General features: G+C 35.1%; 26 protein-coding genes and 2 riboswitches. Of the genes, 20 read left to right on the top strand and 6 right to left on the bottom strand.

The features are described 5' to 3' along the window. The first annotated feature begins 289 nt into the window (after positions 1-289). The 17 genes from ATHE_RS11410 (at position 290) to ATHE_RS15285 (ending at position 15,976) form a co-directional block, all read left to right on the top strand. A complete protein-coding gene (locus ATHE_RS11410; RefSeq protein ID WP_015908598.1) occupies positions 290-1,789 on the top strand; it encodes a sugar ABC transporter ATP-binding protein in 1,500 nt (499 codons plus the stop codon). A 37-nt stretch (positions 1,790-1,826) separates the two neighbouring features. After that, the gene (locus ATHE_RS11405; RefSeq protein ID WP_015908597.1) at positions 1,827-2,813 is read left to right on the top strand and encodes an ABC transporter permease; all 987 of its coding nucleotides are present in this window, start codon (positions 1,827-1,829) and stop codon (positions 2,811-2,813) included. Positions 2,814-2,928: 115 nt separating this feature from the next. After that, positions 2,929-3,966, top strand: coding sequence for a substrate-binding domain-containing protein (locus ATHE_RS11400; protein ID WP_015908596.1), 1,038 nt, complete (start codon positions 2,929-2,931; stop codon positions 3,964-3,966). A gap of 154 nt (positions 3,967-4,120) precedes the next feature. After that, on the top strand, positions 4,121-4,381 hold the full coding sequence (locus tag ATHE_RS11395; protein ID WP_015908595.1) for a hypothetical protein: 261 nt from the start codon (positions 4,121-4,123) through the stop codon (positions 4,379-4,381). A gap of 61 nt (positions 4,382-4,442) precedes the next feature. Then, positions 4,443-5,726, top strand: a complete 1,284-nt coding sequence (locus ATHE_RS11390) for an HD domain-containing protein (protein WP_015908594.1) — start codon at positions 4,443-4,445, stop codon at positions 5,724-5,726. Between the two features lie 18 nt (positions 5,727-5,744). Beyond that, positions 5,745-6,326, top strand: coding sequence for a hypothetical protein (locus ATHE_RS11385; protein ID WP_015908593.1), 582 nt, complete (start codon positions 5,745-5,747; stop codon positions 6,324-6,326). Between the two features lie 91 nt (positions 6,327-6,417). Beyond that, a riboswitch (Fluoride riboswitch) is annotated at positions 6,418-6,496 on the top strand. Between the two features lie 83 nt (positions 6,497-6,579). Then, positions 6,580-7,206, top strand: coding sequence for a DUF6062 family protein (locus tag ATHE_RS11380; RefSeq protein ID WP_231503442.1), 627 nt, complete (start codon positions 6,580-6,582; stop codon positions 7,204-7,206). Between the two features lie 39 nt (positions 7,207-7,245). Further along, positions 7,246-8,580 (top strand): dynamin family protein, encoded by a 1,335-nt coding sequence (locus tag ATHE_RS11375; RefSeq protein ID WP_015908591.1) that lies wholly within the window; start codon positions 7,246-7,248, stop codon positions 8,578-8,580. A gap of 31 nt (positions 8,581-8,611) precedes the next feature. Further along, positions 8,612-9,376 (top strand): hypothetical protein, encoded by a 765-nt coding sequence (locus ATHE_RS15060; RefSeq protein WP_015908590.1) that lies wholly within the window; start codon positions 8,612-8,614, stop codon positions 9,374-9,376. Next, a complete protein-coding gene (locus tag ATHE_RS11365; protein ID WP_015908589.1) occupies positions 9,373-9,777 on the top strand; it encodes a HEAT repeat domain-containing protein in 405 nt (134 codons plus the stop codon). Before ATHE_RS15060 ends, ATHE_RS11365 begins: the two co-directional genes overlap by 4 nt. A gap of 444 nt (positions 9,778-10,221) precedes the next feature. Beyond that, entirely contained in the window at positions 10,222-11,169 is a 948-nt protein-coding gene (locus tag ATHE_RS11360; RefSeq protein ID WP_015908588.1) for an Rpn family recombination-promoting nuclease/putative transposase, read from the top strand. A 71-nt stretch (positions 11,170-11,240) separates the two neighbouring features. Further along, positions 11,241-11,319: riboswitch (Fluoride riboswitch) on the top strand. Positions 11,320-11,446: 127 nt separating this feature from the next. Then, the gene (locus tag ATHE_RS15160; RefSeq protein WP_256861290.1) at positions 11,447-11,581 is read left to right on the top strand and encodes a hypothetical protein; all 135 of its coding nucleotides are present in this window, start codon (positions 11,447-11,449) and stop codon (positions 11,579-11,581) included. A 168-nt stretch (positions 11,582-11,749) separates the two neighbouring features. After that, positions 11,750-13,207, top strand: a complete 1,458-nt coding sequence (gene gltX, locus ATHE_RS11355) for a glutamate--tRNA ligase (RefSeq protein WP_015908587.1) — start codon at positions 11,750-11,752, stop codon at positions 13,205-13,207. A 41-nt stretch (positions 13,208-13,248) separates the two neighbouring features. Next, a complete protein-coding gene (gene epsC, locus ATHE_RS11350; RefSeq protein ID WP_015908586.1) occupies positions 13,249-13,953 on the top strand; it encodes a serine O-acetyltransferase EpsC in 705 nt (234 codons plus the stop codon). Further along, the gene (gene cysS / locus ATHE_RS11345; RefSeq protein ID WP_015908585.1) at positions 13,910-15,307 is read left to right on the top strand and encodes a cysteine--tRNA ligase; all 1,398 of its coding nucleotides are present in this window, start codon (positions 13,910-13,912) and stop codon (positions 15,305-15,307) included. Before epsC ends, cysS begins: the two co-directional genes overlap by 44 nt. A gap of 164 nt (positions 15,308-15,471) precedes the next feature. Continuing rightward, complete coding sequence (locus ATHE_RS11340; protein WP_015908584.1) at positions 15,472-15,837, top strand: type II toxin-antitoxin system Phd/YefM family antitoxin; 366 nt, start codon at positions 15,472-15,474, stop codon at positions 15,835-15,837. A 1-nt stretch (position 15,838) separates the two neighbouring features. Then, a complete protein-coding gene (locus tag ATHE_RS15285) occupies positions 15,839-15,976 on the top strand; it encodes a type II toxin-antitoxin system RelE family toxin (protein ID WP_015908583.1) in 138 nt (45 codons plus the stop codon). Between the two features lie 302 nt (positions 15,977-16,278). Here the strand turns inward: ATHE_RS15285 and ATHE_RS11330 are convergent, their stop codons facing one another. The 3 genes from ATHE_RS11330 to ATHE_RS11320 are packed head-to-tail and all read right to left on the bottom strand — an operon-like array spanning position 16,279 to position 19,545. After that, on the bottom strand, positions 16,279-18,288 hold the full coding sequence (locus ATHE_RS11330; protein ID WP_015908582.1) for a DUF6449 domain-containing protein: 2,010 nt from the start codon (positions 18,286-18,288) through the stop codon (positions 16,279-16,281). Further along, positions 18,263-19,162 (bottom strand): ABC transporter ATP-binding protein, encoded by a 900-nt coding sequence (locus ATHE_RS11325; RefSeq protein WP_015908581.1) that lies wholly within the window; start codon positions 19,160-19,162, stop codon positions 18,263-18,265. Before ATHE_RS11325 ends, ATHE_RS11330 begins: the two co-directional genes overlap by 26 nt. Continuing rightward, positions 19,159-19,545 (bottom strand): GntR family transcriptional regulator, encoded by a 387-nt coding sequence (locus ATHE_RS11320; protein WP_015908580.1) that lies wholly within the window; start codon positions 19,543-19,545, stop codon positions 19,159-19,161. The genes ATHE_RS11325 and ATHE_RS11320 overlap by 4 nt, the downstream gene beginning before the upstream one ends. Positions 19,546-19,761: 216 nt before the next feature. Here ATHE_RS11320 and ATHE_RS11315 point away from each other — a divergent pair, with 216 nt between their 5' ends. Beyond that, entirely contained in the window at positions 19,762-20,268 is a 507-nt protein-coding gene (locus ATHE_RS11315) for a DUF421 domain-containing protein (protein ID WP_015908579.1), read from the top strand. Positions 20,269-20,277: 9 nt separating this feature from the next. Here ATHE_RS11315 and ATHE_RS11310 read toward each other — a convergent pair whose 3' ends face one another. Further along, complete coding sequence (locus ATHE_RS11310) at positions 20,278-20,634, bottom strand: gamma-glutamylcyclotransferase family protein (protein ID WP_015908578.1); 357 nt, start codon at positions 20,632-20,634, stop codon at positions 20,278-20,280. Positions 20,635-20,689: 55 nt separating this feature from the next. Then, the gene (locus ATHE_RS11305) at positions 20,690-21,076 is read right to left on the bottom strand and encodes a winged helix-turn-helix transcriptional regulator (protein ID WP_015908577.1); all 387 of its coding nucleotides are present in this window, start codon (positions 21,074-21,076) and stop codon (positions 20,690-20,692) included. Between the two features lie 146 nt (positions 21,077-21,222). On the opposite strand from ATHE_RS11305, the gene ATHE_RS11300 reads away from it, so the two are divergent. Then, complete coding sequence (locus ATHE_RS11300) at positions 21,223-22,410, top strand: iron-containing alcohol dehydrogenase (RefSeq protein ID WP_015908576.1); 1,188 nt, start codon at positions 21,223-21,225, stop codon at positions 22,408-22,410. Between the two features lie 83 nt (positions 22,411-22,493). On the opposite strand, the gene ATHE_RS11295 is transcribed toward ATHE_RS11300, so the two are convergent. Beyond that, positions 22,494-24,383 (bottom strand): APC family permease, encoded by a 1,890-nt coding sequence (locus ATHE_RS11295; RefSeq protein WP_015908575.1) that lies wholly within the window; start codon positions 24,381-24,383, stop codon positions 22,494-22,496. Between the two features lie 362 nt (positions 24,384-24,745). Between ATHE_RS11295 and ATHE_RS11290 the strand changes: the two genes are divergently transcribed. Further along, positions 24,746-26,704: a glycoside hydrolase family 127 protein gene (locus ATHE_RS11290; RefSeq protein WP_015908574.1), complete on the top strand. Its 1,959-nt coding sequence runs from the start codon at positions 24,746-24,748 to the stop codon at positions 26,702-26,704. Positions 26,705-26,708 lie beyond the last annotated feature (4 nt).

Here is a 26,708-nt window from a genome sequence, read left to right as displayed (position 1 = left end):
CAATATTCACCACTTTTGCAAGTTATATGAAAATTATATCACCGAAAAAGTTGTATGTGAACAAGTTTAATACGTTTTCTTTTCTTCAGTGTATTACATTTTATCAAGCCTGTCAACAATCTGAACACTTTTGATAACATCGTTCAAAATAATAAAAATTTTTTGATTAAAAAAGAAGGATTTTTGATTTTGGTGTAGAATATATATAAATAGAAAAGCAAATGATAAATCAGAGTAAATAGATTTACCAAAACTACAATAATTTTTAACAAAGCGAGGTGAGATTTGCATGAAAAGCTCCACTGATAGCGAACTTTTAAGGCTGCATGGAATTACAAAGATTTTTCCAGGGACAGTTGCACTTTCTGATGTTTCGTTTTCTGTAAACAAAGCTGAAATTCATGCGATAGTTGGTGAAAACGGTGCTGGAAAATCAACTTTGATGAATATCATATCAGGAAGTCTTCTTCCAGACAAAGGTGAGATATACCTTGAAAGCAAGAAAGTCAACATAAGGTCACCAAGGGATGCACAAAATCTTGGCATTAGCATAGTTCACCAGGAGCTTGCGCTCTGTCCGCATCTTACTGTTGCTGAGAATATATATATAGGGAGGCTTCCAGAAAAGTCAGCAAAGATTGTGGATTATAAGACGCTCAACAAGATGTCGCAAGAGGTCTTGTCTTTGTTTGATGAGGTGAACATAAAGCCAACTGACAAGGTTGCAAACTTGAACGTTGCGCAACAGCAGATTGTTGAGATTGCAAAGGCAATTACATTTAACTGCAAACTTTTGATTTTGGATGAGCCAACATCGGCTTTATCTGAAGCTGATGCAGCAGTGCTCTTTAAAATCATAAAAGATTTAAAGGCAAAAGGAATAAGCATTCTTTACATTTCTCACAGGCTACGTGAGATTTTTGAGCTTGCAGACAGAATCACTGTCCTTCGCGATGGCAGATACATCAAAACGCTGAATACGTCTGAGACAAACCCTGACCAGGTTGTAAGCCTGATGGTGGGAAGAGAAATCAAAGAGATGTACCCGCCAAAGAGCACATATGTTGGCAAAGAGATCTTCAGGGTGGAAAACATTAGCTCTGACAAGGTTTACAATGTTTCATTTTCGCTCAGAGAAGGTGAAATTTTAGGTTTTGCAGGGCTTGTAGGAAGCGGAAGAACTGAGCTTGCCCAGACAATCTGCGGAATTTTGCCAAAGCATTGTGGGGAAATTTATCTTGAAGGAAAAAGGATTGAGATAAGCTCGTTTGAAGATGCTATCTGGCATAAAATCGGTTATGTTACAGAAGACAGAAAACAGTTTGGTCTTTTTCTAAAACTTCCTGTTGCGCACAATGTCTCGGCAATACATCTCAAATATGATTACAAAAAGTTTTTGATTGACAAAAATCATGAACTTTCGCTTGCAGATAAGTATGTTAAAAAACTAAATGTAAAAACTTCATCATATGTACAGCTTGTTATGAGTCTTTCAGGTGGGAATCAGCAAAAGGTAATGATAGCAAAATGGCTTGCTATAAATCCAAAGATTTTGATTTTGGATGAGCCTACACGTGGAATAGATGTTGGTGCAAAGGCAGAAATTCATAGTCTTTTAAGAGAGCTTGCAAAAAACGGAATAGGGATTATTCTAATCTCATCTGAGCTTCCCGAGATAATTGGAATGTGTGACAGGGTACTTGTCATGAGAGAAGGAAGGATAACTGGAGAACTCTCTGGAGAAAAAATCACAGAAGAGAACATCATGCAGCTTGCTGCACACAAGTAATTTAACTTAATTGCGAGAAAGGAGGAGTATTTTAAAAATGTCAAATACTACTTTAAATACATCATCTAACAAAAGCTTACTAAAAAAATTGATGGGATTTAGGGAAATTACTTTGATTTTCATCATAATTGTAATAAGTGCTATTATATCGGTCCTAAGTCCAAACTTCTTGACTGCAGAAAACTTGATAACAACAGCTTTAGGTCTTGCAGCAGATGGTATCTTGGCAATAGGGATGACAGTTGTACTTGTCTCAGGCGGGGTAGATCTTTCTGTTGGTTCTGTTCTGGGGCTTTCGGCTGTCATTGCAGGTGGGCTTTATCTTAGCTATGGTGTGAACATCTGGATAGGTTCTTTGATAGCTCTTGTTATCTGTGCTCTGATTGGGCTTTTCAATGGATATTTTATAGCGCGAATTGGAATTCCACCTCTTATTGTTACGCTTGCTATGATGGGTATTGCAAGAGGTGCTGCGTATGTTCTGACTCAAGGTTCGCCTCTTTCACTTTACGGGAACTTAAAAGGCTTTGATTTTCTTGGTCAGGGTAAGGTTTTGGGGATTCCATTTTTCATCCTGTTTTTTATCATACTCATAATCCTATTTGACTTTTTGATGAGAAAGTCAGCACCGTTCAGGCTTGTGTACTATGTTGGTAGTAACGAAAATGCAGCAAAGCTTTCTGGTATAAATGTTCCAAAGGTAAAGATTTCTGTATATGTTTTAATGTCAGTCTTAGCAGGAATTGCTGGAATATTTACACTTTCAAGGTTTTCGGTTGCTGCACCAACAGCTGGAAATGGCTCAGAGCTCAATGCTATTTCAGCATGTGTCATTGGCGGAGCATCACTGGCAGGCGGTGAAGGAACAGTTCTTGGCGCAATTCTTGGTACAATCCTGGTAGGTATTATCAACAACGCGCTTGTGCTTTTGAACGTCTCTGTCTACTGGCAGAACTTAGTAAGTGGTGTAATTTTGATTGCAGCTGTGACAATTGACTATCTTACACATCAGAAAAAATCATAGAAGATTTTAAAATTAAAGGTTTGGTTTTAGCTTCTTGTTGCCTACATTGAGAAAAGTTTGTAGGCAACAGGGGTTAAAATAAATAAAAATTATATTTGAGGAGGTTTGGTAGGCTATGAAGAAGAATTTTTACAAGTACCTTTCGATCTTTTTGGCGATTGCGCTCATTGTGTCTTTAGCTTATGCTCTTGTTCCAAGCTCAAAGGACATTACTCAAGCAAGCAGCGGCAATCCAAAGTTAAAAGGAAGTCCAAATGAAGAGTATTACATGGTGACATTTGTTTCTGGTATTGAGTACTGGAAAGGTTGCTTTAAAGGTATGAAGGCTGCAGCAGACCTGTACGGTGTAAAAGCAATCTACACAGGTGCACCACAGTTTGATGTAAACCAAGAAGTTACTGTTCTTCGTCAGGTTATTGCTAAAAAACCAGCTGGAATTTTGGTCACTTGTGCAAACCCTGACGCTCTAAAAGCCCCAATTGATGAGGCGATTAAGAAAGGAATTCCTGTTATAACATTTGACGCAGATTCACCAAAGTCAAGCAGATATTCAGTTTTGGAAACTGGAAACTATAACGCAGGTGCAATGGCTGCAAGATATCTTGGCAAGCTTTTGGGTGGCAAAGGCGAGGTTGGCATCTCAACAGTTGCTGCACAGCTCAACCATGAGCAGAGAAAACAAGGGTTTATTGATACTCTCAAGAAAGAGTTTCCAGGAATTAAGGTTGTTGCAATTGTAAACGATGAAAACGACCAGACAAAAGCTGCAAGACAGATTTCTGCTATGCTCCAGGCTCATCCAAATATCAAAGGAATTTTCTGCACAGACGCACTTGGTGGTGTTGGTGCTGCAACAGCCATCAAAGAAGCTAACAAGGTTGGCAAGGTTAAAATAGTAAGCTTTGACACCGACAAAGGAACACTTGACCTCATAAAGCAAGGAATCATTGACGCATCAATCGCGCAAGGTACATGGAACATGGGATTCTGGGGCATGACATTCCTGTTCTATCTCAAACATGGTATAGTAAATCCTGTTGACAACTGGCAGAAGTATGGTATAAATCCACTCCCACCATACGTCGACACAGGTACAATGGTTGTAACAAAACAGAATGTGGATGCGTTCTATAAGGTTAATGTGATTAAGTAAATGAACTGAGATGTATCTTAAAAAGCCTTCTACCCATTTTGGGTAGTGAGGCTCTTTTTGTTATATGTTAAAAGTGTATAAAGGTTAATAATGTTTATTTTGGAATAAAAAGAGTTATAATAAAAGTGAACAAGAAAGATGGTGGTGAAAAGAAGTGCGTAATTTGTTGAAAAACAGGTTGATAGAAGTTATTGATAATGTTAGTGAGGGCGAATTTGTGGGAGTTGTTAATTTTATAAAAAATTTAAAATTTAAAGATGAAAAAGAAGAAAACGAGATTCTTAATGATGTAGAATTAATTGCATTTAATTTTACAACGAGCATGATAATTTTTTCTGTTTGTTTTTCAACAAACCTATTGCTCAGGTGTAAACCTTTTAGTATAATAAAAATAGTGAACAAATTTTCACTTTGATTTATGAACAAAATATTATAAAAATTGGAAATTTCTGAAAATTAAAAATTTGATAGAAAAAATGAGTGAAAAATTATATGAGTTTCGTGACCCAGTTCACGGTTTCATTTATGTTCGACCTTTAGAACTTAAGCTCATTGATTCTTTTCCATTTCAGAGATTGCGAAACATAAAACAGTTAGCCTTTTCACATTATATCTACCATGGTGCTGAACATTCGAGGTTTGGACATTCATTAGGAGTTATGCATCTTGTTACAAGAGCTTTTAATACAGTAACTGAAAAAACAAAAATCTTTGATATTGCTACGAAAGAGTGGTATACTCAAATATTGAGAATTATAGCATTAGTTCATGATTTGGGACATGCACCATTTTCTCATGCTTCTGAAGAGCTTTTGCCGGATGGTTTTTCACATGAAGACTATACCCATATGATAGTAACACAAACGGAAGTTGCTGATTGTATTAGTGAGATTGGGGAATGGTTTAAAAAGCAATATGGTGAAGAGTATGATATTACACCAGAATTGATATCTTCCATATATAAAGGAGAAAACATAGAAAATCCTGATTTTATATTTCTGAAGAAGTTTATGGATAGCGAACTCGATTGCGATAAAATGGATTATTTATTACGAGACTCATTATATTGTGGAGTTAGTTATGGAAAATTTGATTTAGAAAGGCTTATTAATACTCTCACTGTTTGGGAAAATGAAGAAGGAGTGCTTTACCTTGCTATTGAAAAAGGTGGAATGCATGCTTTCGAAGAATTTGTTCTTGCAAGATATTTTATGTTTACCCAAGTTTATTTTTATAAAACAAGAAGGTTTTTAGATAATGCTCTTTTGTATTTTTTAAAAGGAGTGCTTCCAAATGGAAAGTATCCAGAAGATATTCAAGAATTTTTGAAGTACGATGATATTTATGTGTTAGAACTTATGAAACAAAATATAAAACAAAATGAATGGGCAGAACGAATTTTAAAAAGAAAAATACTAAGCAAAGTCTATGAAACTCCTGTTCATGCTTCTGAAAAAGATCAACAAATTTTCAACTTAGTTAAAAACAACTTGGTGGAAAGGATTGGCGAAGAATATCTTATTTTAGATTCAGCCGATAAACTTGTACATCAAATGCCAGTGAGGTATGAGCTTGATAGCGAGAAAGCAATTCCTGTAATTACTGAAAATGACAAAAAAGTGATACCAGTTAGTGTTGCCTCTGAAGTTATAAGAAAAATGACAGAGCCTATAAACATAAAAAGAATATACGTTTACGAAGATAAGAAAGAAGAAGCAATAAAAATTGTGAATGAGATGATGGAAAAAATGAGTAAATAAAATGAGGGGGAGAAGCCCATGACAGATGTTCGCATAGAAAGACTTTTGGGATTAATAAGTGAAATTTCAAAGTATTGCACACATACAGGGAATAAAGTTGGGAAAAAACTGCTTCAAAAGATTATATATTTGCTCCAGAGGAAGGGTTTAAATTTGGGGTACAATTTTTCCATTCATTATTACGGACCATACAGTAGTCAGCTGGAATATGATGTTTATAGATTAGAGATACATGGTTTGGTAAATGTTGAAAATAATGGATATACTCATAAGATAACTCCTGCCCAAAATATAGTAGATAATTTAAAATTAGCTGAGGTAATGGAAGATAAAAATAGAGATCTGATAAAAAAATTATGTAGCTTTAGTGCTAGAGATTTAGAACTTATTGCGACTGTAGACTATATTATTAATCAAATGAGGATTAACAAAATTGATGAGGAGAATCAAAAAGTAGTTATAGAAAAGGTTATTAAATTAAAAGGCAATAAGTATTCTGAGCAACAAATAATGGAGGCAATTACATTTTTGAAGCAACAAGAGTTTATAAATGGTGTAGATAAAATTAAAAAGGGAAAGTTGCAGCCTTTGTCGAAGTAAAGAAGATGTTTAAACTAAATTTGTAAGTGGTAAAATGCCCATATTGATTTATCTTTCAAAACCTCATATAATAAATATAGAGGAAAAAAGTAAATACTAAGGCGATGGAGTTCGCCTTAAATTGCCACAAGAAGTTCAAATACCTTGTGGCTGATAACTCCTGTCCGTATAGGATGCGGGCAGGAGTTTTTTGCTTTCTTAAAGAGTTTTAAGCCTTTTTAAAGGCTTTTTGGGGGGATGGACCTTGGATATCGTGTATTTTGAAATGATAGAAAACTTTAAAGAAGATAAGTGTATTATATGCCATCTTAAAAACAAGGCAATGAACAAATTCTTTGACGATTTTCTGTACGAATCCGTAAATGACTATAGTCTGCGAAGCAGAATTAGGGAAGGTGGAATTTGTCCTATACATGCAAGAAAGTTAGAGTCGTTAGGTGATGTACTTGCCCATGCCATTATATATTCTGATTTGCTAATTAATTTTAAAAACAACCACCATATTGAAACATTACCCCGTAAAAGAAAAATTCAAGATCAAAATGTGTGTGTCTTTTGTGAAAAGGAAAGTGGCTTTGAAGATACTTACACAAAAGCGTTTTCTCACTACTTTACAGCACAGCCGCAATTTAAATCAGCATTTTCAGAAAAAGGTTTTATATGTCAAAGGCATTTAAAACAAGTATTAGTAAAAATTACATCAATAACTGCTCAAAAAGAACTATTATCAGTTGTAAGTCACAAAATTGATATAATCTTGTATCACCTTGAGAAAATAAAAGAAAAGAACGACTATCGAAACATTCATGAAAGCTATACTCCTGAAGAGGTAAGAGCATGGCACATGGCTGTTGAGTTTGTTGCAGGGTCTAATGAGTAAGTGTATTTGAGCTGACATTTCAAAATGAGGTGAGAGGCGATGAGGGACACAGCGTATGATATCATGCAGGAGAATATTAAAAACTTTCTCAAGCAAATTAAAAACCTATCAGAGGAGATTGATTCAGAATCTATCAAGAGATTGGCAAGTAGCATTGAGGAAAAAATAAAAAAAGATGCATTTTACCTTGTTGTGTTGGGTCAGTTCAAAAGAGGAAAATCTACGCTAATAAATTACATGCTTGGAACAAATTTATTACCAACAGGGGTTCTTCCTTTGACATCAAGTATAACAAAGATTTATTACAGTCCTGAGGTTAAAATAGATGTAATTTTTAACAATGGTGTAAAAAAAGAAATTCCAGTTGATAAACTTGAGCTTTACTGCACAGAAAAAAGGAATCCTAAGAATCAAAAAGGTGTTGATACAATTGAGATAGGGTATCCGTTTGATTTTTTGAACAGGGATGTTGTAATTGTTGACACACCAGGAATTGGTTCTATATATCAGCACAACACAGATGTGACATATGAATTTATTGACAAGTCAGATGCAGTCATATTTGTATTGTCTGTTGACCCACCAATTACTGAAGTTGAAAAACAGTTTCTACTTAAGATTGCTGAAAGTGTAGATAAGATATTCTTTGTAATTAACAAATGTGACTTGACAAACAGAAATGAATTAGAGGAGATAGTAACTTTTACAAAAAATGTAATCAGAGATATAACAAAGAAAGAAAATATAAATATCTTTCCTCTTTCAGCAAAGATGGCACTTGAAGGCAAGGTGCAGGATAGAAGAGAAGTTATCAAAAAAAGTGGCATAGAGATTTTTGAAGAGGAACTAAAACGATTTTTAAGAAATGAAAAAGAAAAAGTGCAATTCTTAAGTAATTTGAAAAGTTTAGATAGCTTTTTAGAAGTTTGCAGAACATTTTTGGAAAGTGATATGAAACTCAAAGTTATGCCATTAAAACAGCTTGAAGAAAACATTGAAAAGTTTGATGAGTTTTTAGATAAAATAAATCGGAACAAGATTGAAATCTATAAGTTATTTAAGGTGGAGATGAATGATATTCTGACAAGTTTTGATGAGCAAATAGAAAAAATAAAGAAAGAGATTACAATAAATATTACAAAAAAGGTAAAAGATTATTATCCCTCAATTGCAAGATTTAAAAGGCTCAAACAGAAAGAATATCTTGAAAGGTATCTTGAGGAGGCTATTGTGCAAGAGTTTGAGTTTCAAAAAAGAGGTCTTGAAAAGTATGTAGAAGACCAGTTTGCCTTTCTTCTTTCAAGATATTGCGAAAAGATAAATGAGCTGATAAAGAGTATCAAAGACACGGCAAAAGAGCTTTTTTTCTATTGAGATTAGCTACTATGAGGGACTGCAGAGGCTTGTGGCTCAGAGCAAGTTTACTTATAAAATAGGCTATGAAGCTGGTGCGCTTGAGATTGATCCTGTGTATTTTACTTATCTTTTGCCTAAAAAACTTGCTCAAAAGATTATTTTAAAGAGAGTACTTGACAGGGTTGAAATTGATGTTGACAGAAACATTGGCAGAATCAGGTATGATCTTTTGAGGAGAATGGAAGAAAGCTTCGAGGCTTTTAAAACTGATATGGAAGACAAAATATCACATGTTTGCTGTCTTATATCAGATCTTCTGAAAAATACAAGAGATGATCTTAACAAAAACAAAGATGAACTTGAGAGAAAAATGGTACATAATAGGAAAATTATAGAAAAAATTTTACAACTTAAAAACGGAATTTTCCAAGTAATTCTCGACTTAACAAAATATAAATTAACTGAGTTTAAGGTGGTAATTGTGGTAAGAATTTCTTTTGAAATTAGTGAGGAAGGCTTGGAAAAGATTAAAGAGTTGGTAAAAGATTTTGAAGAGGACTCGTACACTGAAGAAGATGCCTATCGAGCTATTTTTGAAATGGGGATAATGGCATATCAATTACAGCAATGTAATTATGAGGAAGATGATTTAAGAAGGCAGCTTCTCCTGCTTTCTTCACAGTATTCAGTTATCAAGTTTAAAAACTTTCAATTAGAAAAAGAAAATAGATTACTTGAAATGAGCTTAAGCAGCTGCGAGGCAGAAAACAGATTTCTTAGAAAGCTCTTAGGTATAAAGAGTGAGAAAAAATGAGATATATATGTCCTAAATGCTTTAAAGTAGCAGATGTTGGAGAAAAATTCTGTTCAAACTGCGGCTATGATTTTGAGCATATATCAAATGAAAAGTACACTGAAAAGCTAATCAAAGCCTTGAGACACCCAGACTATAATGTGGCTTATATGGCTGCAAAAATAATTGGAGAATTGAAAATAAAAAGAGCAGAAAAATCATTGATAGAACAGCTTTGCAAAAATCTTTTAAATAAAAAAGACCCCTACCTTGAACAAGTTATGGTCTTTGCTCTTGGGGAGATTGGTGGAAAAGAGGCATATAAGTTTTTATTAGAAAATAAGGATAAATTTTCAGTTATAACAAAAACTACCGCTGAGATTTCTTTGGAAAAAATTAAAGGCAGAATATACATTTCTTAAATTTTTGCACAAGTTCCTTTATTAATGGATTAAAATATTTATAAGGCTTTAGATGGGAAAACTTCCTCATTTTAAAAAGAAGAGAATAATATAAAATGATAGATAAAAAAGAAAAGTAAAAAGGAAACAAAAGGAAGAACAAATCAAAGAAAGGTGCAAAACGACTATGAATATTATAGCAAAATTTAGGAAACTTTAGATAATTTTTGAGAAAAGAAAGTTGAGATATTAAAAGGTGAGAAAAAATGGCGATGTATTCAATGAAATTGAAGGGAAGAGATATAAAAAAGATATGAGGTTGTAGGGCAAGATGATAGGAGTATTAAAATAATTTTTAAGACTTCCTTAGATGCAAAAGTTTATTGTTATCGATAATTGAAATGAGGTATAATAAAAATATCCTGGTTTTTGCAATAAATATGACTTTGCAAAAAGGAGAAAAGTATGAAGACTTATAAAAAGTATGATGAAGGATACAAAAAATTGTTTTCTAACAAGGAAAATCTAATTTGGTTTTTACAGAATGTTTTAAATGAAGAGAGATTTAAGAAAATAGAAAAAAGTGATGTAGAGATTATTGCAACCGAGTCGATAAATAAAAAGTGGCAAAAGAAAATCTCAGACATAGTGTATAAGATAAAATATAAAGATTCTTTCTTTTGTTTGACCATTGAATTTCAAAGTAGAGAGGACAAGAAAATTTTACACAGATTATATGAATATATGCATCTCATTCAACTCAAGAACAAAGTGAATGGTGAAATACCAGTAGTTGTGCCAATTGTGCTGTATAATGGTATAAGTCATTGGAAACCTAATGAACAGTATAACGAAATTATTCTATTTGCAAAAGATTTTCCAGAGTATGCACAAAATTTCAAGATAATATTCTTAGATATCAAAAGTATACCTGAGGAGAAGTTAATTAGTGCGGCAAACGTATTAGCAATAGCAGTGTATATTGACCAGGTATCTAATAATCCTGAAAGGGTACTAAATAGGATATTGAATTTAAGAGGGAAAATACATCTTAACTGGGAACAAAGAGAAGAATTAGCTGATTGGTTGTATGAGGTTATTTTAAGATCTTATGGTGTTAGTGAAGAAGAAGCAGAAGAAATGTTTAAAAAATCAGGACTGGAGGTGGATGAGTTGTTTTCGAGCACAGCTGAAAAGATAAAGCAAGGAATTGAGAGAGAAAAGAAAAAAATTGCTAAAGAGGCAATGAAGCAAGGCATGAAGCAAGGCATGAAACAAGGTATGAAACAAGGTATGAAACGCGCAATAAAATTAATCGCAAAACAGATGCTAAAAGATAATCAGCCTATAGAGCTTATTTCAAAGTATACTGGTCTTACACCTGAAGAGATAAAAAAATTGAAGAAGGTATAAATTGAAAAAACAAGTTCCTAAATTGACTTGTTTCTCAAAACTTGGCATAATTAATTTATAGAAGAAAAGTTAAATACTAAGGCGATGGAATTCGCTTTAAATTGCCACAAGAAGTTCAAATACCTTGTGGCTGATAACTCCTGTCCGTAAAGAGTGCGGGCAGGAGTTTTTTGTTTTCTTAAAGAGTTTTAAGCCTTTTTGAAGGCTTTGGGGGGATGAACCTTTGATATGTGTATTTTGAAATGATAGAAAACTTCAAAGAAGATAAGTGTATAATTTGCTATTTGAGAAGATTGAAGAAAAGAACGACCATCGAAACATTCATGAAAACTATACGCCTGAAGAGGTAAGAGCATGGCACATGGCAGTTAGGTTTGTTGCAGGGTCTAAAGAGGAGTCTCATTTGAGGTGATATTTCAAAATAAAGAGAGAGTTTTAAGTTTAGCCCTTATTTTTTTGATTGACTGCAGATTTTTCAAAGTTTATACTTTAAAAAGAGAGATGTTTTGCTCGTGCAAAACAAGATAAATAGCCTTTCGATAGTCTTTAAAATCTCAAGAAGAAAGGACTGAAGTATACAGTGGAAGTAAGAACAAGGTTTGCACCAAGCCCGACAGGGCACCTTCACATAGGAGGCGCAAGAACTGCTCTTTTTAATTACCTTTTTGCCAAAAGATATGCTGGAAAGTTTATATTAAGGATAGAAGACACAGACTTAGAAAGATCGTCTATTGAGTCCGAGAAGGTTATCATCGAAAGCTTAAGATGGCTTGGGATTGAGTGGGATGAAGGTGTTGAGGTAGGGGGACCTTATGGGCCTTATAGATCAACAGAAAGAGTGGATATTTACAAAAAATATGTTGATGTTCTTTTTGAAAAAGGCTACGCATACTATTGTTACTGCACAGAAGAGGAGCTTGAGGCTCAAAGACAAGAGCTTTTATCAAAAGGTCAGATGCCAAGATATCTTGGTAAGTGCAGGAATTTAACAGAGGAGCAAAAAAGAAGATTTGAGCAGGAGGGGAGAAAACCAACTGTCAGGTTCAAAGTGCCAGAAGGTGTTAAGATAGTTGTCCATGACCTTGTGCGTGGAGATGTTGAGTTTTTGTCAGATGACATAGGCGACTTTGTAATTGTCAAATCTGATGGAATTCCCACATATAACTTTGCAGTTGTCATAGATGACCACTTGATGAAGATTTCGCATGTTATAAGAGGCGAAGAGCATCTTTCAAACACTCCTCGACAGATTCTAATTTACAATGCGCTTGGATTTGGACTTCCGCAGTTTGCTCATGTTTCGCTTATACTTGGAAAAGACAGAACAAAGATGTCGAAGCGTCACGGCTCTACTTGGGTTGAGCAGTACAAAGAGCAAGGGTATTTAAAAGAAGGACTTATAAACTTCTTGGCTCTGCTTGGTTGGTCACCACCAGAGGATAAAGAAATATTTGACATGAAATATCTAATTGAGAATTTCTCATTAGAAAGAGTTTCTAAAAATCCTGCAATATTTGACATTGATAAGCTAAATTATATAAACTCTCAGCACATTAAACTAAAATCATTGGATGAACTTACCCAGATGTGCATACCGTACTTTGTTGAAGCAGGATATATCAAAGAGGATGAGGCAAAGTCCAAATTTGAATGGCTCAAGAAGATAGTAAAATCTGTGTATGAAGGACTGGATTATCTATCTCAGATCAAAGACAGGGTTGATATCTTCTTTAACAATGAAGTCAAAATAGAAGAAGATGAGGCAAAAGAGGTCTTAAAATGGGATCATGTGAATGATTTAATTAATGTGTTTGAAAATAAGATAAGGCAGATGAATGAATTGACTCCTGAAGCTATTAAGCTACTTTTCAAAGAGATTCAAAAAGAGACAGGTTACAAGGGCAAAAACCTGTTTATGCCAATAAGAGTTGCGTTGACTGGCAAAACTCACGGACCCGAGCTTGTTGAGATAATAGAGATTGTGGGTAAAGAAAACATACTAAAACGATTGGAATTCTTCAAAACGTGGTATAATTAAATTAAGAATTTTTATAGGTTTGTAAAGGAGTTTTTGAGAGTATGTTTAGATTTTTCAAGATGATTAAAGAAGAGATGGATGTTATCATGGAAAAGGACCCGGCTTGCAAGAGCAGGCTGGAAACTCTTTTATATCCAAGCCTGTGGGCTATTATATACCACAGAATAGCTCACTGGTTTTACAACCGCAGAATGTACTTCATTGCAAGGTGGATTTCCCAGCGTGCAAGGCACAAAACTGGTATTGAGATACATCCCGGTGCCAAGATTGGTCGAAGGGTATTTATAGACCATGGCATGGGTGTTGTAATTGGTGAGACAGCTGAGATTGGCGATGATGTGCTGATTTATCAAGGCGTTACATTAGGTGGAACAGGAAAAGAAAAAGGTAAGCGTCATCCAACAATTGGAAACAACGTCTTAATTGGTGCTGGTGCAAAGGTTTTAGGACCATTCAAAGTAGGAGACAATACCAAAATCGGTGCAAATGCAGTTGTTCTTCGTGAGGTTGAAGACAACTCAACAGTAGTTGGGGTACCAGGAAGAGTTGTAAGAAAAGAGAAAAAGGAAAAGCCAACTGTTGAAGAACAGCTTGACCAGATTAGATTTCCCGACCCGCTTGCAATGCAGATTTGCAGGCTTGAGGCCAAGATAGAGGCTTTGGAGAAAAAACTTGCCGAGTACGAAAGGAGATTAAAAGAGTATGAAGCTTTACAACACTCTGACAATGACAAAAGAGGAGTTTGAACCCTTAGAAGAAGGCAAAGTAAAGATGTACGTATGCGGTCCAACTGTTTATGATTTTATCCACATCGGCAATGCAAGGCCTTTGATTGTGTTTGATACTTTGAGGCGGTATTTTGAATACAAAGGATATGAGGTTATCTACATTCAAAACTTTACAGATGTAGAAGACAAGATGATAAACAGAGCAAACAAAGAGGGCATAACCGTCTTTGAACTTGCTGAAAGATTCATACAAGAGTATTACAAAGACGCAGACAGGCTAAATGTCAAGCGAGCAACCAAAAATCCAAGGGCAACAGAAGAAATTGAAGATATGATAGCCCTGATACAAAGGCTGATTGACAAAGGTTATGCATATGTTGTTGATGGTGATGTGTATTTTAGAACAAGAAAATTTGCTGAGTATGGAAAGCTTTCTCACAAGAACATTGAAGAGCTGATGGCTGGCGCGCGCGTTGACCCGAACGAAAAGAAAGAAGACCCGCTTGATTTTGCTCTGTGGAAGGCTAAAAAAGAAGGCGAGCCTGCATGGAGTTCACCTTGGGGTGAGGGCAGGCCCGGCTGGCATATAGAGTGCTCTGTTATGGCAATGAAATACCTTGGGCAGACTATAGACATTCACGCAGGCGGGCAGGATTTGATCTTTCCTCATCATGAAAATGAGATTGCACAGAGCGAGGCTGCAACAGGAAAACCTTTTGCACGTTTTTGGCTTCACAATGGGTATGTGAATATAAACAATGAAAAGATGTCAAAGTCGCTTGGGAATTTCTTTACTGTGCGTGAAATCATTGAAAAATATCACCCTGAGGCACTGAGGCTTTTTATGCTCCAGGCTCATTACAGAAAACCTCTTAACTTCAGTATAGACCTTATTGAACAGGCAGAGGTGGCACTCAAAAGAATTTATACCTGCTATGAAAATCTTGAGTTTTTGATTCAAAATGCAGCCTCTTCATCTGAAAATGATGATAAGCTAAAAGCTGCGATTGAAGAGCTAAAAGCAAAGTTTATAGATGCAATGGAAGATGACTTGAATACTGCCGAGGCAACAGGGTATTTGTTCGAAATGGTAAGAGAAATTAACACATATGCTAATTCTTGCTCAAAAGAAACTTTAACTTTTGCAAAAGATACATTGAAAGAGCTTTGCAGTATACTGGGAATCTTGGAGCAATATAGCGCAAAAGAAGAGGCTATTCCACAACAAATTCTGGAACTGGTTGAAAAAAGAAATCAGGCACGAAAGGCGAAAAACTTTGCCGAGGCAGATAGAATAAGAGATGAGCTCAAAAGCTTGGGCTATATCGTTCTTGACACCCCTCAGGGGACAAAGATTGAGAGGATAAAATAAAACAAAAAAAGGCTGCCAGTATATCAAATATCTTAGCTCTGGCGGCCTATTTTTTTAAAGTATTATCTTAAAAAATCATGAAAATTTTCATTAACTTTTTATTGAAATTCTTGTGTCCTTCATGTATAATTTCAAATAGAAGAGCGATGAATGGTGGTATGAAAATGTCGGAAGTCAAATTAAGTACTCAACAAATGAAATTCTACAACTTGAAAGAATTGGTTTCGCATATGATTTCGATAAGTGAACTTTCGAGAGGCAGAGCTTCAAAAATTATTGATGAAGTTGCTAAAAAGAAAAAGAATTTTCTCGTTATCAAAAACAACAAGCCACAGGCAGTTATAATACCTATTGATTTATATGACCAACTTATACAGGCACATGAGGACTATAAGCTCCTGCTTCTGGCCCTCAAAAGAACTGAAAATTTAAAACAAGAAGATTGTTCTACTTTCGAACAAGTGGTTGAAGAAGCTGGCTTTACACTTGAAGAAATTGATAAGTTAGCAGAATCGGTGGAGATAGAATAAAATGTGGCAAGTAACTTTTTTGCCAGAAGCTAAAAAAGAACTTTTTAAACTTGATAAACAAACTCAGAAAATAGTCTTGGCTGGTATATGGAAAGTTAGCAAAAATCCACTTTCTCACTTATTCCATCAAAGAAAGTAATGAATATTGTTGTAGTGTTGCCAAGAGAGGATGAATATTGCTATAAGGTGGCAGAAAAGCGAAAGAAAAAGTATGGTAAAGATTTGTTTACAAAAAGCTTTGAAAATTTAGAAAATAAAGATTTACACTGATTTTATCAAGTTTTAAGGGAGTTACAATAAAATAAAGAAAATAAACGGGGCTGTCCAAAAAGATAATTGGATAGCCCCTTTCTTAAAATATATAGTTTTTGATTTATTTAGTTTTACCTATATATTGCGAAATAAGAATTTTAAAATTTTGTTTTTAGACAGCCTCTTTTTTTATAAATCTTTCAAAATCCCTACGTGGAGGATTCTCGGAGATTTTCCAAAAAAGATAATGTAATATATCTCCTTTTTTGAAGTCATATAACTACCAAAATGATATGGATTTTCACACATGCGCAGATATTTGTCTATCAAGACTTTGTCTATTATCTTTTTCCCACCTTTGATTTTCTCCAGATTTATGTTACCCATTAGTGTATTTTTCAGTTTATCTGGATTGTTTGATTTTCCTATGATAGCATAACTTATCTCATCTGGCATGATGCGGGCAAATCTAATGTATCCTTTTTTAGTCAACCATTTTTCTAACTTTGTAAAGTTTTTTTCAAATAATATTGGAATGTACGAAAATGGAGTTTTGCCATGGTAAATAGGTGTTTTCAAGTCAATTACAATGTCACCCCATGGGTCTTTTGTATTGTTTATAATATCTTCAAATTTCCTATTGTATATCTCTTCTTTTAGAACCTCTAATAGTTCAGGTATATCAGAGGATTTAATAGTAGGTTTTGAAGAAGTATCTGATGTTGAAGAATAGTTACCGTATTTACTCAATGATACCGATTTAACATTTGTAGGAAATATCTTAAAAATACCGTAAAGGTTATATTTGAAAGTACGATTTTCATAAAGAGGTTTTAAATAATGAGAAAGCTTTTGAATATCAACATCATATATTCTTTGTATCTTTTTCCCATTTTTCAAGTTATAGCTTATATAAAGAGTAGTTTTGTATGGAGAATTTGAATCTTTTTCCTTTGTAATTTCCTGTTTTTGTTTAATAATCTGCCTGTGAAGGTTTACAACCATTTTTACTATTTCGGGATTTTCAAAAGTACTTATATCTTCAGAATAATTTCCTATAAAAAAGTAGTCTTTAAACACAACACTTTTTATTTCCCTTTCCTGCGGGACATACTTTTCAAATCCGAACAGGTCCAGTTTTATAATCCCTATTACAAAGAACAAAAATATTACAAAATAGCCATATCTCAAAAGAGATTTATTGAAAACATTGATTTTTTTGTTCAGAATCATTTCAGCAATTAAAAAGCATACGAAAGAAACAATCAAATATCCTGATATTGCCAAGCTGTAAGATTTTCCTTGTTCAATGTAAGGAAAATAAAGTCCTACCAAAAGTGCACCACACAGAGCAGCTCCATATCTGAAGATGTGTTTGAAAAACTCAAATACTATGGATTGCCCAGCACTTTCAATTTTGCGAAAATTATATAATATGCTACCGAGGACAATCAAAAAAAAGGCAATACTAAAGAAGCCGGTATATTCCATAGGCTTTAGTGGAGAAGAAGGTGGTACAGGTGTAAACATTCTTAAAAGAGGATTTATTCTTTCAACAACAGCGCTGCTTGGTGAGGGATAATAGCCATATAACCAGTTTTTGAGATTTGAAATGAAAGTATAGTATAAAAATGATGGCAGCATAAGTACAACAAAGCTCAAGAAAATTTGGACAAAAGGTGTGCCTGTGATAATTGCGCAGCACGTTGCAATTGAAAAAAATAAACTTGAGACGGCAGTTATATTTAAGCCCCAGAAGAATATCTCTTTTAACTGTATTTCAAATTTATCTGCCAGATTTAATTTCAATATTAATAAAATTACTGTGTTGAGTATAATGGGAAGTAAAAGCAATAAAAAAGAAGCTAAAGTGTTGGAGATATAAAGTGCTATTCGCTTTGGAGGAAGACTATGAAGCTGGTCTGCGGCATCTTTTGAATGAAGATAGTTAAATACAAGTGCACTGAGAGCAAAACAGATAAGTAAACTTACAAAAATACAGTATCCTTGAGTTTTTGTCACAATAGACTTAGAAACTATATAACTGTCGGGATATTTTGAAATTGAAGGCAAATCGAATAGAATAATAGAAAATGGAATTACTGACAAAGCCAAAAAATATATTACTCCTACGAACCAAAACCTTTTAAGAGTCACAAAAAAGAATCTTTTATTAATCCAAGATTTGGACAAGCTCATCTTTCAACCCTCCCATTTCGTAGATAAATATCTCCTCAAGCGAAAGGGGCAGTATATCAAGTACCATCGGTTCAAACTCTTTTAATGTATCTAAGATTTCTTCTCTGTTGCCCTTTATAATGATTACCTCAATATTACTTTTTTTAGAGTAAGAGATTACCTTGAATCTACTCAAACTTTCAGGTAGAAAATTCTTTTTGAACACAGCTTGAATTTTGCAAGTATCCAATTTCAACTCCTCTATATTGCTGCAAAGCAACACTTTTCCTTCATGAAGAATTGCAATAGTGTCGCAGAAATCTTCAAGTTCTCTTAAATTGTGGGATGATATTATTACTGTTGTGCTTCTATCGGCAACATCTTCTATTAGCAGCTTTTTTACACTCTGCCTTATAACAGGGTCAAGACCATCAAAAGGTTCATCCAGCACAAGCAGCTCTGGACGTGAAGAGAGAGCAAAGAGAATTGCGCATTGTTTTTGCATACCCTTTGAGAATTTTGAGATTCTTTTTCTCAATGGAAGATTAAAAATCTTCAAAAGATTTTCAAAGTGGCGGCTGTCCCAGCTATTATAAATTCCTTTATAAAAATTTGCCATATCATAAATTGAAAAGCTTCCAAAAAAGTATGGATTGTCTGGTACAAAAAATATTTTTGACTTTACCTGCGGATTTTCAAACACAGATTTGCTCTCAATAGAAACTGTGCCACTGTCCTGTTTGTACACCCCTGTCAGAATTTTTAACAAGGTAGTTTTGCCAGCACCGTTTCTCCCGGCAATCCCAAAGATAGAACCTCTTTGAATTTTCAGAGTTACTCCCTTTAATGCCTCAACCTCGTCAAATCTTTTATAAACATTTTCTACATTTATCAAGAGTTATCGCCTCCTTTTAGCTCTTTTTCAATTTCCTCAATAAGTTTGATAAGTTCATCCTTCGAAATTCCAATGAAAAATGCCTCAAAAACAATTTTTTTGAACTGAGATTTTATCTTTTCTTCCTTTTCGGCTTTTATCTTTGATTTTACAGGGGCAACAAAGTTTCCTTTACCAGGGATTGAGTAAATATAACCTTCTCTTTCAAGCTCTTGATATGCTTTTTGGATTGTATTTGGATTGATTGTGAGCTCTTTTGAAAGAGACCTCACCGATGGTAACTGTTCATTTTCTTTCAAAACCTCCTTTAAGATTAGCTCTTTTATCCTCTCTACAAGCTGTTTGTAGATAGGCACTCTACTTTTCCAGTCAATCTCGAACATTCACTTCACCACTTTTCTGTATTAACTGTACCATGAGTATTAATACAGTTATATTATAAATGATTTTTTGCAAAGTGTAAAGCTTTTTGTAGAAACTTTTTGAAAGTATTGTAGCTTGAAGGGCGATTTGATAAATTAGAAGAAAAAGAATATTTCAAAGTCAGACAAGATGAGAAGATCACCATTTAAAACTTGGGGAAGAGGAGTCAAATGAAAATGTTAAGATATCTCTATATAGCTTTTAGTTCAATTTCAATATACCTGTTTATTATCTTTGCCATCAGGCTGTTTGGCAAAAAAGATGTTTCGCAGCTCTCAATTAGCGATTTAGTTTTTGTCCTGCTTCTTAGCAATTCTGTGCAAAATGCCATGGTGGGAGCAGATTCGAGTCTGGCAGGCGGGCTTGTTGCTGCAACATCATTGTTTGTTGTAAACTATATTATAAAGCTCATTGTGTACAGGTTTCCCAAGATAGAACGTTTGATTGAGGGAGAGCCTCTATTATTGGTGTATAAAGGAAAAATCAATGAAAAAAATTTAGCTAAAGCAAAGATTACAAAAGATGAGCTGCTTGAGGCAGTTAGAGAGCACGGTGTTGCTTCACTTGACGATGTTGAGCTTGCTGTTTTTGAGATGGATGGCAATATCAGCATTATTTCTGAAAGAGCTGAAAGTGAGTATGTTAAAAAGAAAATACCAGTGAGAATAAAAAGGAGAGAATAAGGTATTTACCTATTCTCTCCACGGCTGTTTTTCAAAAGGAATGTAATTTTTTTCATCAACATCAAGTAAATACACATATGTCCACGTCCTCAGAACTTCAGCATCATTTAGAATGACATCTACCTCTTGCCGTCTGTAAAGCACACCTTCATCTTCAAAATTGTCTATTTCCTTTATTGTTTTCTCATCAACCTCATATACCTCTCCTGCTACTTTTGAGTCCTCTTTTGGTACAATTGCAGGGTACCAGCTGACTTTGTAGAGTCCATAGCCTTCTAACACCGCTTTTCCAATAAATTTACATCTGCTTAAAAGATAATTATGGCTGTTATGAGAAAGAAGAGAACCGTATACAAAAAGGTACATTTTTGTGAACTACCCCCAAATCTTCTTTGTTAAGATTTTTTGCATTTTAAAGAAACTACTCTTCTTGTAGATTGCACAGCTCTTCATTGCATAAATTGTACTTTATCTTATACCCAAAGTAATCATACTTGTCAGCCCAGTCGCACATCAAATCCAAAATTGGCAAGACTTCTTTTCCTTTTTCAGTGAGGCTGTACTCTACTTTCACAGGGACTTCAGGATACACCTTTCTTCTAATTAGTCCATGCTCTTCAAGTTCTCTCAGCTGCTTGGTTAATATGCGGTGAGTGATGTCAGGAATAAGGTGCTGAATCTGAGCAAATCTAAGTGTTCCGTATTCTCCCAAATACCACAAAATCAAAGGTTTCCATTTTCCACCTATTACTTCAAATGCAACTTCAATCTCGCACGTTGCTTCTTTGACCTTCTGCTTTTGGGACATAGAAAAAACACCTTCCTTTGGTATCATCTATGATACTTAATATTAAAAAAGTGCGCTCTTTGTAAATGACATCAAGTATATTATACTAAACTTAAAAGAGATTGTGTTTTGGCATTTACAGATTAAAAATTTGGAGGGAATACGTAATGGAAAACTTGGTTTTCAATTATTTTATACCCACAAAGATCTTGTTTGGACCAAGAAGTTTGAACAGACTCAAAGACGAAAATTTGCCCGGAAAGAAAGCTCTGATTGTAATATCTGCTGGAACATCTATGAAAAAGTATGGTTATCTGGACAGGCTTACAGCGATATTAAAAGAAAAGGGAATTGAGTATGTTGTATTTGATAAGATTTTGCCCAATCCTATCAAGAAACATGTTATGGAAGGGGCAAAATTAGCAAAAGAAGAAGGCTGCGACTTTGTAATTGGTCTTGGTGGAGGAAGTAGCATTGACTCTGCAAAAAGTATTGCTCTGATGGCAAAACACGATGGTGATTACTGGGACTATATAGTAGGCGGGACAGGCAAAGGCAAAGTACCTGTAAATGGTGCACTTCCAATTGTTGCAATAACCACAACAGCTGGAACTGGAACAGAGGCTGACCCTTGGACTGTTATAACAAATGAAGAGACAAACGAGAAGATAGGTTATGGCAACCAGTACACATTCCCAACTTTGTCGGTTGTAGACCCAGAGCTTATGCTAAGTGTACCTCCGCACCTTACTGCTTACCAAGGGTTTGATGCTTTCTTCCATGCAGTTGAAGGGTATATTGCAAAGATTGCAACTCCAGTCAGTAGCATGTTTGCACTCAAAAGCGTTGAGCTTATAGCAAAGTACTTGCCGATTTGTGTAAAAGATGGGACAAATATAGAGGCAAGAACATATGTTGCACTTGCGAACACGTTGGCAGGGTTTGTTGAGTCGACTTCCAGCTGTACATCAGAGCATTCAATGGAACATGCCCTCTCTGCATTTTATCCAGATTTGCCACATGGTGCAGGACTTATAATGCTATCTGAAGCTTATCATACATTCTTTGCATCAAAAGTGCCTAAAAAATACATTCAGCTTGCAAGAGCAATGGGTGTTGATGTAGAACAACTTCCAGAAGATGAAAGACCGTTTGCATTTGTCAAGGCAATGAAAAAGCTTCAGGAAGAGTGTGGAGTTGGGAATTTAAAGATGTCTGACTATGGAATTAAAGAGGATGAGATTGAAAAGCTTGCTGATAATGCTATAAAAACAATGGGCGGACTTTTTGAGGTTGATCCATATAAGCTTTCTTTTGAAGAGACAGTAGGAATTATGAGAAAGGCTTATAAATAAATGTGTGTAGAGAGTTGGCAGAAAAAATTAAAAAGACATAGCCAGCTTGCGCAAAGCAGTTGGCTATGTCCTTTTTTTATTACTTAGTCTTCCTCTAATATCTTCCACAAAGGTTTGTTCTTTTTCTTCAAAACCACATCATCATCTTTCAGCTGCAGTGGCATGACAGATACAACAATGTGCTTGTGTTTTAAAAGTTCTTTTTCTATAAACAGCCATGTATGGTTGTGCAAAATCTTTTGCCACCAGCGCTGTACGGTAAATTTGGGTATGATGACTGTTATCATGTCCCCCTTTTGATAGTTGTACTCTTCTGACTTTATATACTCTAAAAGCGGTTCTAATATTTTTCTATAAGGTGAATACCTTATTACAAGTGGGATGGAGCAGTTGAGCATTTTATATCTTTCTTGGAGCTTTTTTGCCTGCTCTTCATTTATTGATACATTAAAAGCAATTACATTGTCTGAGATTGTCTTTGCAAATCTCAAAGCACGAATGCTTGCCTTGTTTAAACTTTCAATTGGAACAATAACCCTGTTTCTATATATATTGTGTTCAACATCCAAAAGTTCTTTATCTTCAGGCGTTACTCTCAGCTGGTCGGCAACGGCAATATAATGAAGCTTTACCTTTATCATTGCAAAGACAAGTAGAGGAATTAAAAGAACAACAATCCACGCACCTTCTTTGAATTTAGTTATTGCAATTATAATGACAACAACAAATGTTGTGAGTGCACCAAATCCGTTTATAAATGCTTTTATGTGCCAATGACTGCCTTTGTTCTTAAGCCATCTTACAAACATACCTGATTGAGATAGTGTAAATGATATAAAAACACCAACCGCATAAAGTCCAATGAGTGCTGTGACGTTACCATTAAATGCTACAATCAAAAGGGCGGATACCAAAGCAAGGATGATAATTCCATTTGAGTAGCTAAGCTTATCACCTTTAAGGCTGAGCTGCCTTGGAACAAATTCTTCTTTTGCCATGACAGCGACAAGCATTGGGAAACCCGAAAATGCAGTGTTTGCAGCAAAAACAAGGATTATAAAGGTTGTTGCAGCAACAATGTAATACATAAAGCTTTTGCCAAAAATTTCTTGCGCCATCAAAACAAGCATGGCACCTTCAGTAGGAACTATATGGTAGTGTGTTGCCAAAAGTGTTGTTCCGCCAAATAACACGAGGATTATTAAAGATAATAAAAGCAAAACAGTTTTAGCATGTTTTGTTGCCGGGTCTTTAAAGTTTGGAACAGCATTTGATACAGCTTCAATACCAGTCAGTGCTGTGCACCCGCTTGCAAATGCCTTCAAAAGCAAAACTAAAGTAACAGGATGAGAGGAATAGTTTATCTTTGGCTCTGGCGGAACATATCCCATCTTTAGCTTTATATATCCCCCTATAATTAAAGCCAAAATTGAAAACATAAAAGCATAAGCAGGTATACCAAATATTCTGGATGATTCTCTTATTCCTCGCAAATTTCCAATCATCAAAAATAGAACTAAAAATAGACACAGGGCAATCTTATAAGGCTTTAAAAATTCAAGTGCGGTTACAATCTGGTCAACACCTGAAGAAATAGAAACTGCCACTGTCAGGATGTAGTCAACTGACAAAGCTGCTCCTGCCACAATGCCTGCCAAAACGCCGAGGTTGTCCTTCGCGACAATGAAAGCACCGCCGCCATTTGGATAGTTTTCAATAGTTTGTCTGTAAGAGAGCATTAAAATAAAAAGAAGTATTATAATTGCGGTAGTTACAACAGATATTTCTTTAAAAGCAAGAAATCCTATTGCAGGCAAGAGGACATACAAAATTTCTTGTCCAGCGTATGCAACAGATGATATAGCATCGCTTGACAAAATGGGAAGGCCCCACAGCACACCATACTTTTCTGTCTTTTCAGCTTCGTTTGGTAGAGGTTTTCCTATGAGAATTCTTTTGATCTTCTCAAACAAGCTAAAATTCCTCCTTTAACTTAGTGATTTAAGTTGATTTCAGATGATTACAAAATTATATTCCCCTGAAAGCTTTATTTCAATTGTTATTTTGATGTTTTAAGATGAGAGGAATACAAGGAATTGTAGAGATTTTGCACTAAGAATAAATAGTTTCAAAAGACGAGCAGAGGGCTTGATTTTACTTATTTTTTTCAAATAAAAGGTAAAATAAGGTAATAAAAATATGTACAAAAATTAAGAGGTTAGTTTGTCTAAAATTTATATTTTTCATTTAATTATTCATCTTGAAAAGTGAATAAAAATATTAGAAAATAAAATTAGTTTAGAAAAACAAAAAATATTTTAGGTAGGTGAAAAAGATGAGTGATAAAGATTTTTTAGTATATTTGGATTCTCCCAGAATAAAAGATATTTCAATCACAGAACCTTTTTGGGGAAAATATGTAGACCTTATAAAAGATGTTGTAGTTCCATATCAATGGGAGATACTCAATGATAATGTTGATATTCCCGTCAAAAGCCATGCAATAAAGAATTTCAAGATAGCAGCAGGACTTGAGGAAGGCGAATTTGAAGGGTTTGTTTTTCAAGATAGCGATGTTGCAAAGTGGTTAGAAGCAGCATCATATATTCTTGAAAAGTATCCAAATCCTGATTTGGAGAAAAAGGTTGATGAGGTCATTGATATAATTGAAAAGGCTCAATGGGAAGATGGGTATTTGAATACATATTTTACCATCAAAGAAAAGGGTAAAAGGTGGACCAATTTAGAAGAGTGTCATGAGCTTTACACTGCAGGGCACATGATAGAAGCTGGTGTTGCGCATTTTCTGGCAACTGGAAAAACAAGTCTTTTGGAGATTATAAAAAAGCTTGCAGACCACGTATACAGCATTTTTGGCAAAGAAGAAGGTAAAATCCCTGGGTATGATGGTCATCCGGAAATTGAACTTGCGCTTGTAAAGCTCTATGAAGTGACAGGGGACAGAAAATATTTAGAGCTTGCGAAGTTTTTTATTGATGAAAGAGGTCAAGAGCCGTATTACTTTGACATCGAATGGGAGAAAAGAGGTAGAAAAGAGCACTGGCAAGGATTCAAAAGGCTTGGCAGAGAGTATTTGCAGGTCTACAGGCCTGTTCGGCAGCAGAAAGAGGCTGTTGGTCATGCAGTCAGAGCAGTTTATCTTTATTCTGGTATGGCAGATGTTGCAGCATATACACAGGATAAAGAGCTTTTTGATGTGTGCAAGACTCTCTTTGATGACATAGTCAAGAGGAAGATGTATATCACCGGTGCAATTGGATCATCTGCTCATGGTGAGGCATTTACATTTGAGTATGATTTGCCAAATGATACAGCGTATGCTGAGACTTGTGCATCTGTAGGTCTTATCTTTTTTGCACATCGCTTAAACAAAATAGAGCCGCATGCTAAGTATTACGATGTTGTAGAAAGGGCTCTTTATAACACCGTTATTGGTTCTATGTCGCAGGATGGTAAAAAGTATTTTTATGTGAATCCTCTTGAGGTATATCCGAAAGAAGTGGAAAAGAGGTTTGACAGACACCACGTAAAACCCGAACGTCAACCTTGGTTTGGATGTGCGTGCTGTCCGCCAAATGTTGCAAGGCTTTTAGCGTCTTTGGGAAGGTATGTTTATAGCTACAACCATGATGGGATTTACGTGAATTTATACATTGGCAGCAGTGTCCAGGTTGAAGTAGGTGGTATTAAGGTTTTGCTCCAGCAAGTGTCAAGTTATCCTTTTGAAGACATGGTCAAGATAGATTTAAAACCTTCAAAAGAAGCAAGATTTAAGCTTTATCTTAGGATTCCAGGTTGGTGTGAAAGCTATGAGGTTTATGTAAATGGGAAGAAAGAAGAGCCAGAAGAACCGCCCAGCGGCTATGTTTGCATTGAGAGGTTGTGGAAAGAAAATGACCAAGTTGTATTAAAGATACCAACAGAGGTTAAAATGGTAAGTTCACACCCGCAAGTGAGGAGCAATGTAGGTAAAGTGGCAGTTGTGAAAGGCCCTGTTGTATTTTGTGCAGAAGAAGCAGACAATGGCAAGAATTTGCATCTGCTTTTTGTTGATGTAAACAGCAAGTGCAAGTTAGAATTCGATAGCAATATTTTAGGAGGTTTGTACACAGTTGAAGTAGATGGTTTTAGGATGGCGGAAGATGATTTTGGAGAAGAGCTTTACAAGAGCCACAGACCGAAGTTTGTTCCTGTAAGAATAAAGCTCATTCCTTATTATGCTTGGGCAAATAGGGGAGTTGGCGAGATGAAGGTGTGGCTATTTGGCAAGTAAAAAA

The organism is Caldicellulosiruptor bescii DSM 6725 (assembly GCF_000022325.1).
Lineage (GTDB): Bacteria > Bacillota > Thermoanaerobacteria > Caldicellulosiruptorales > Caldicellulosiruptoraceae > Caldicellulosiruptor > Caldicellulosiruptor bescii.
This window is presented reverse-complemented; position numbering and strand designations above follow the sequence as displayed.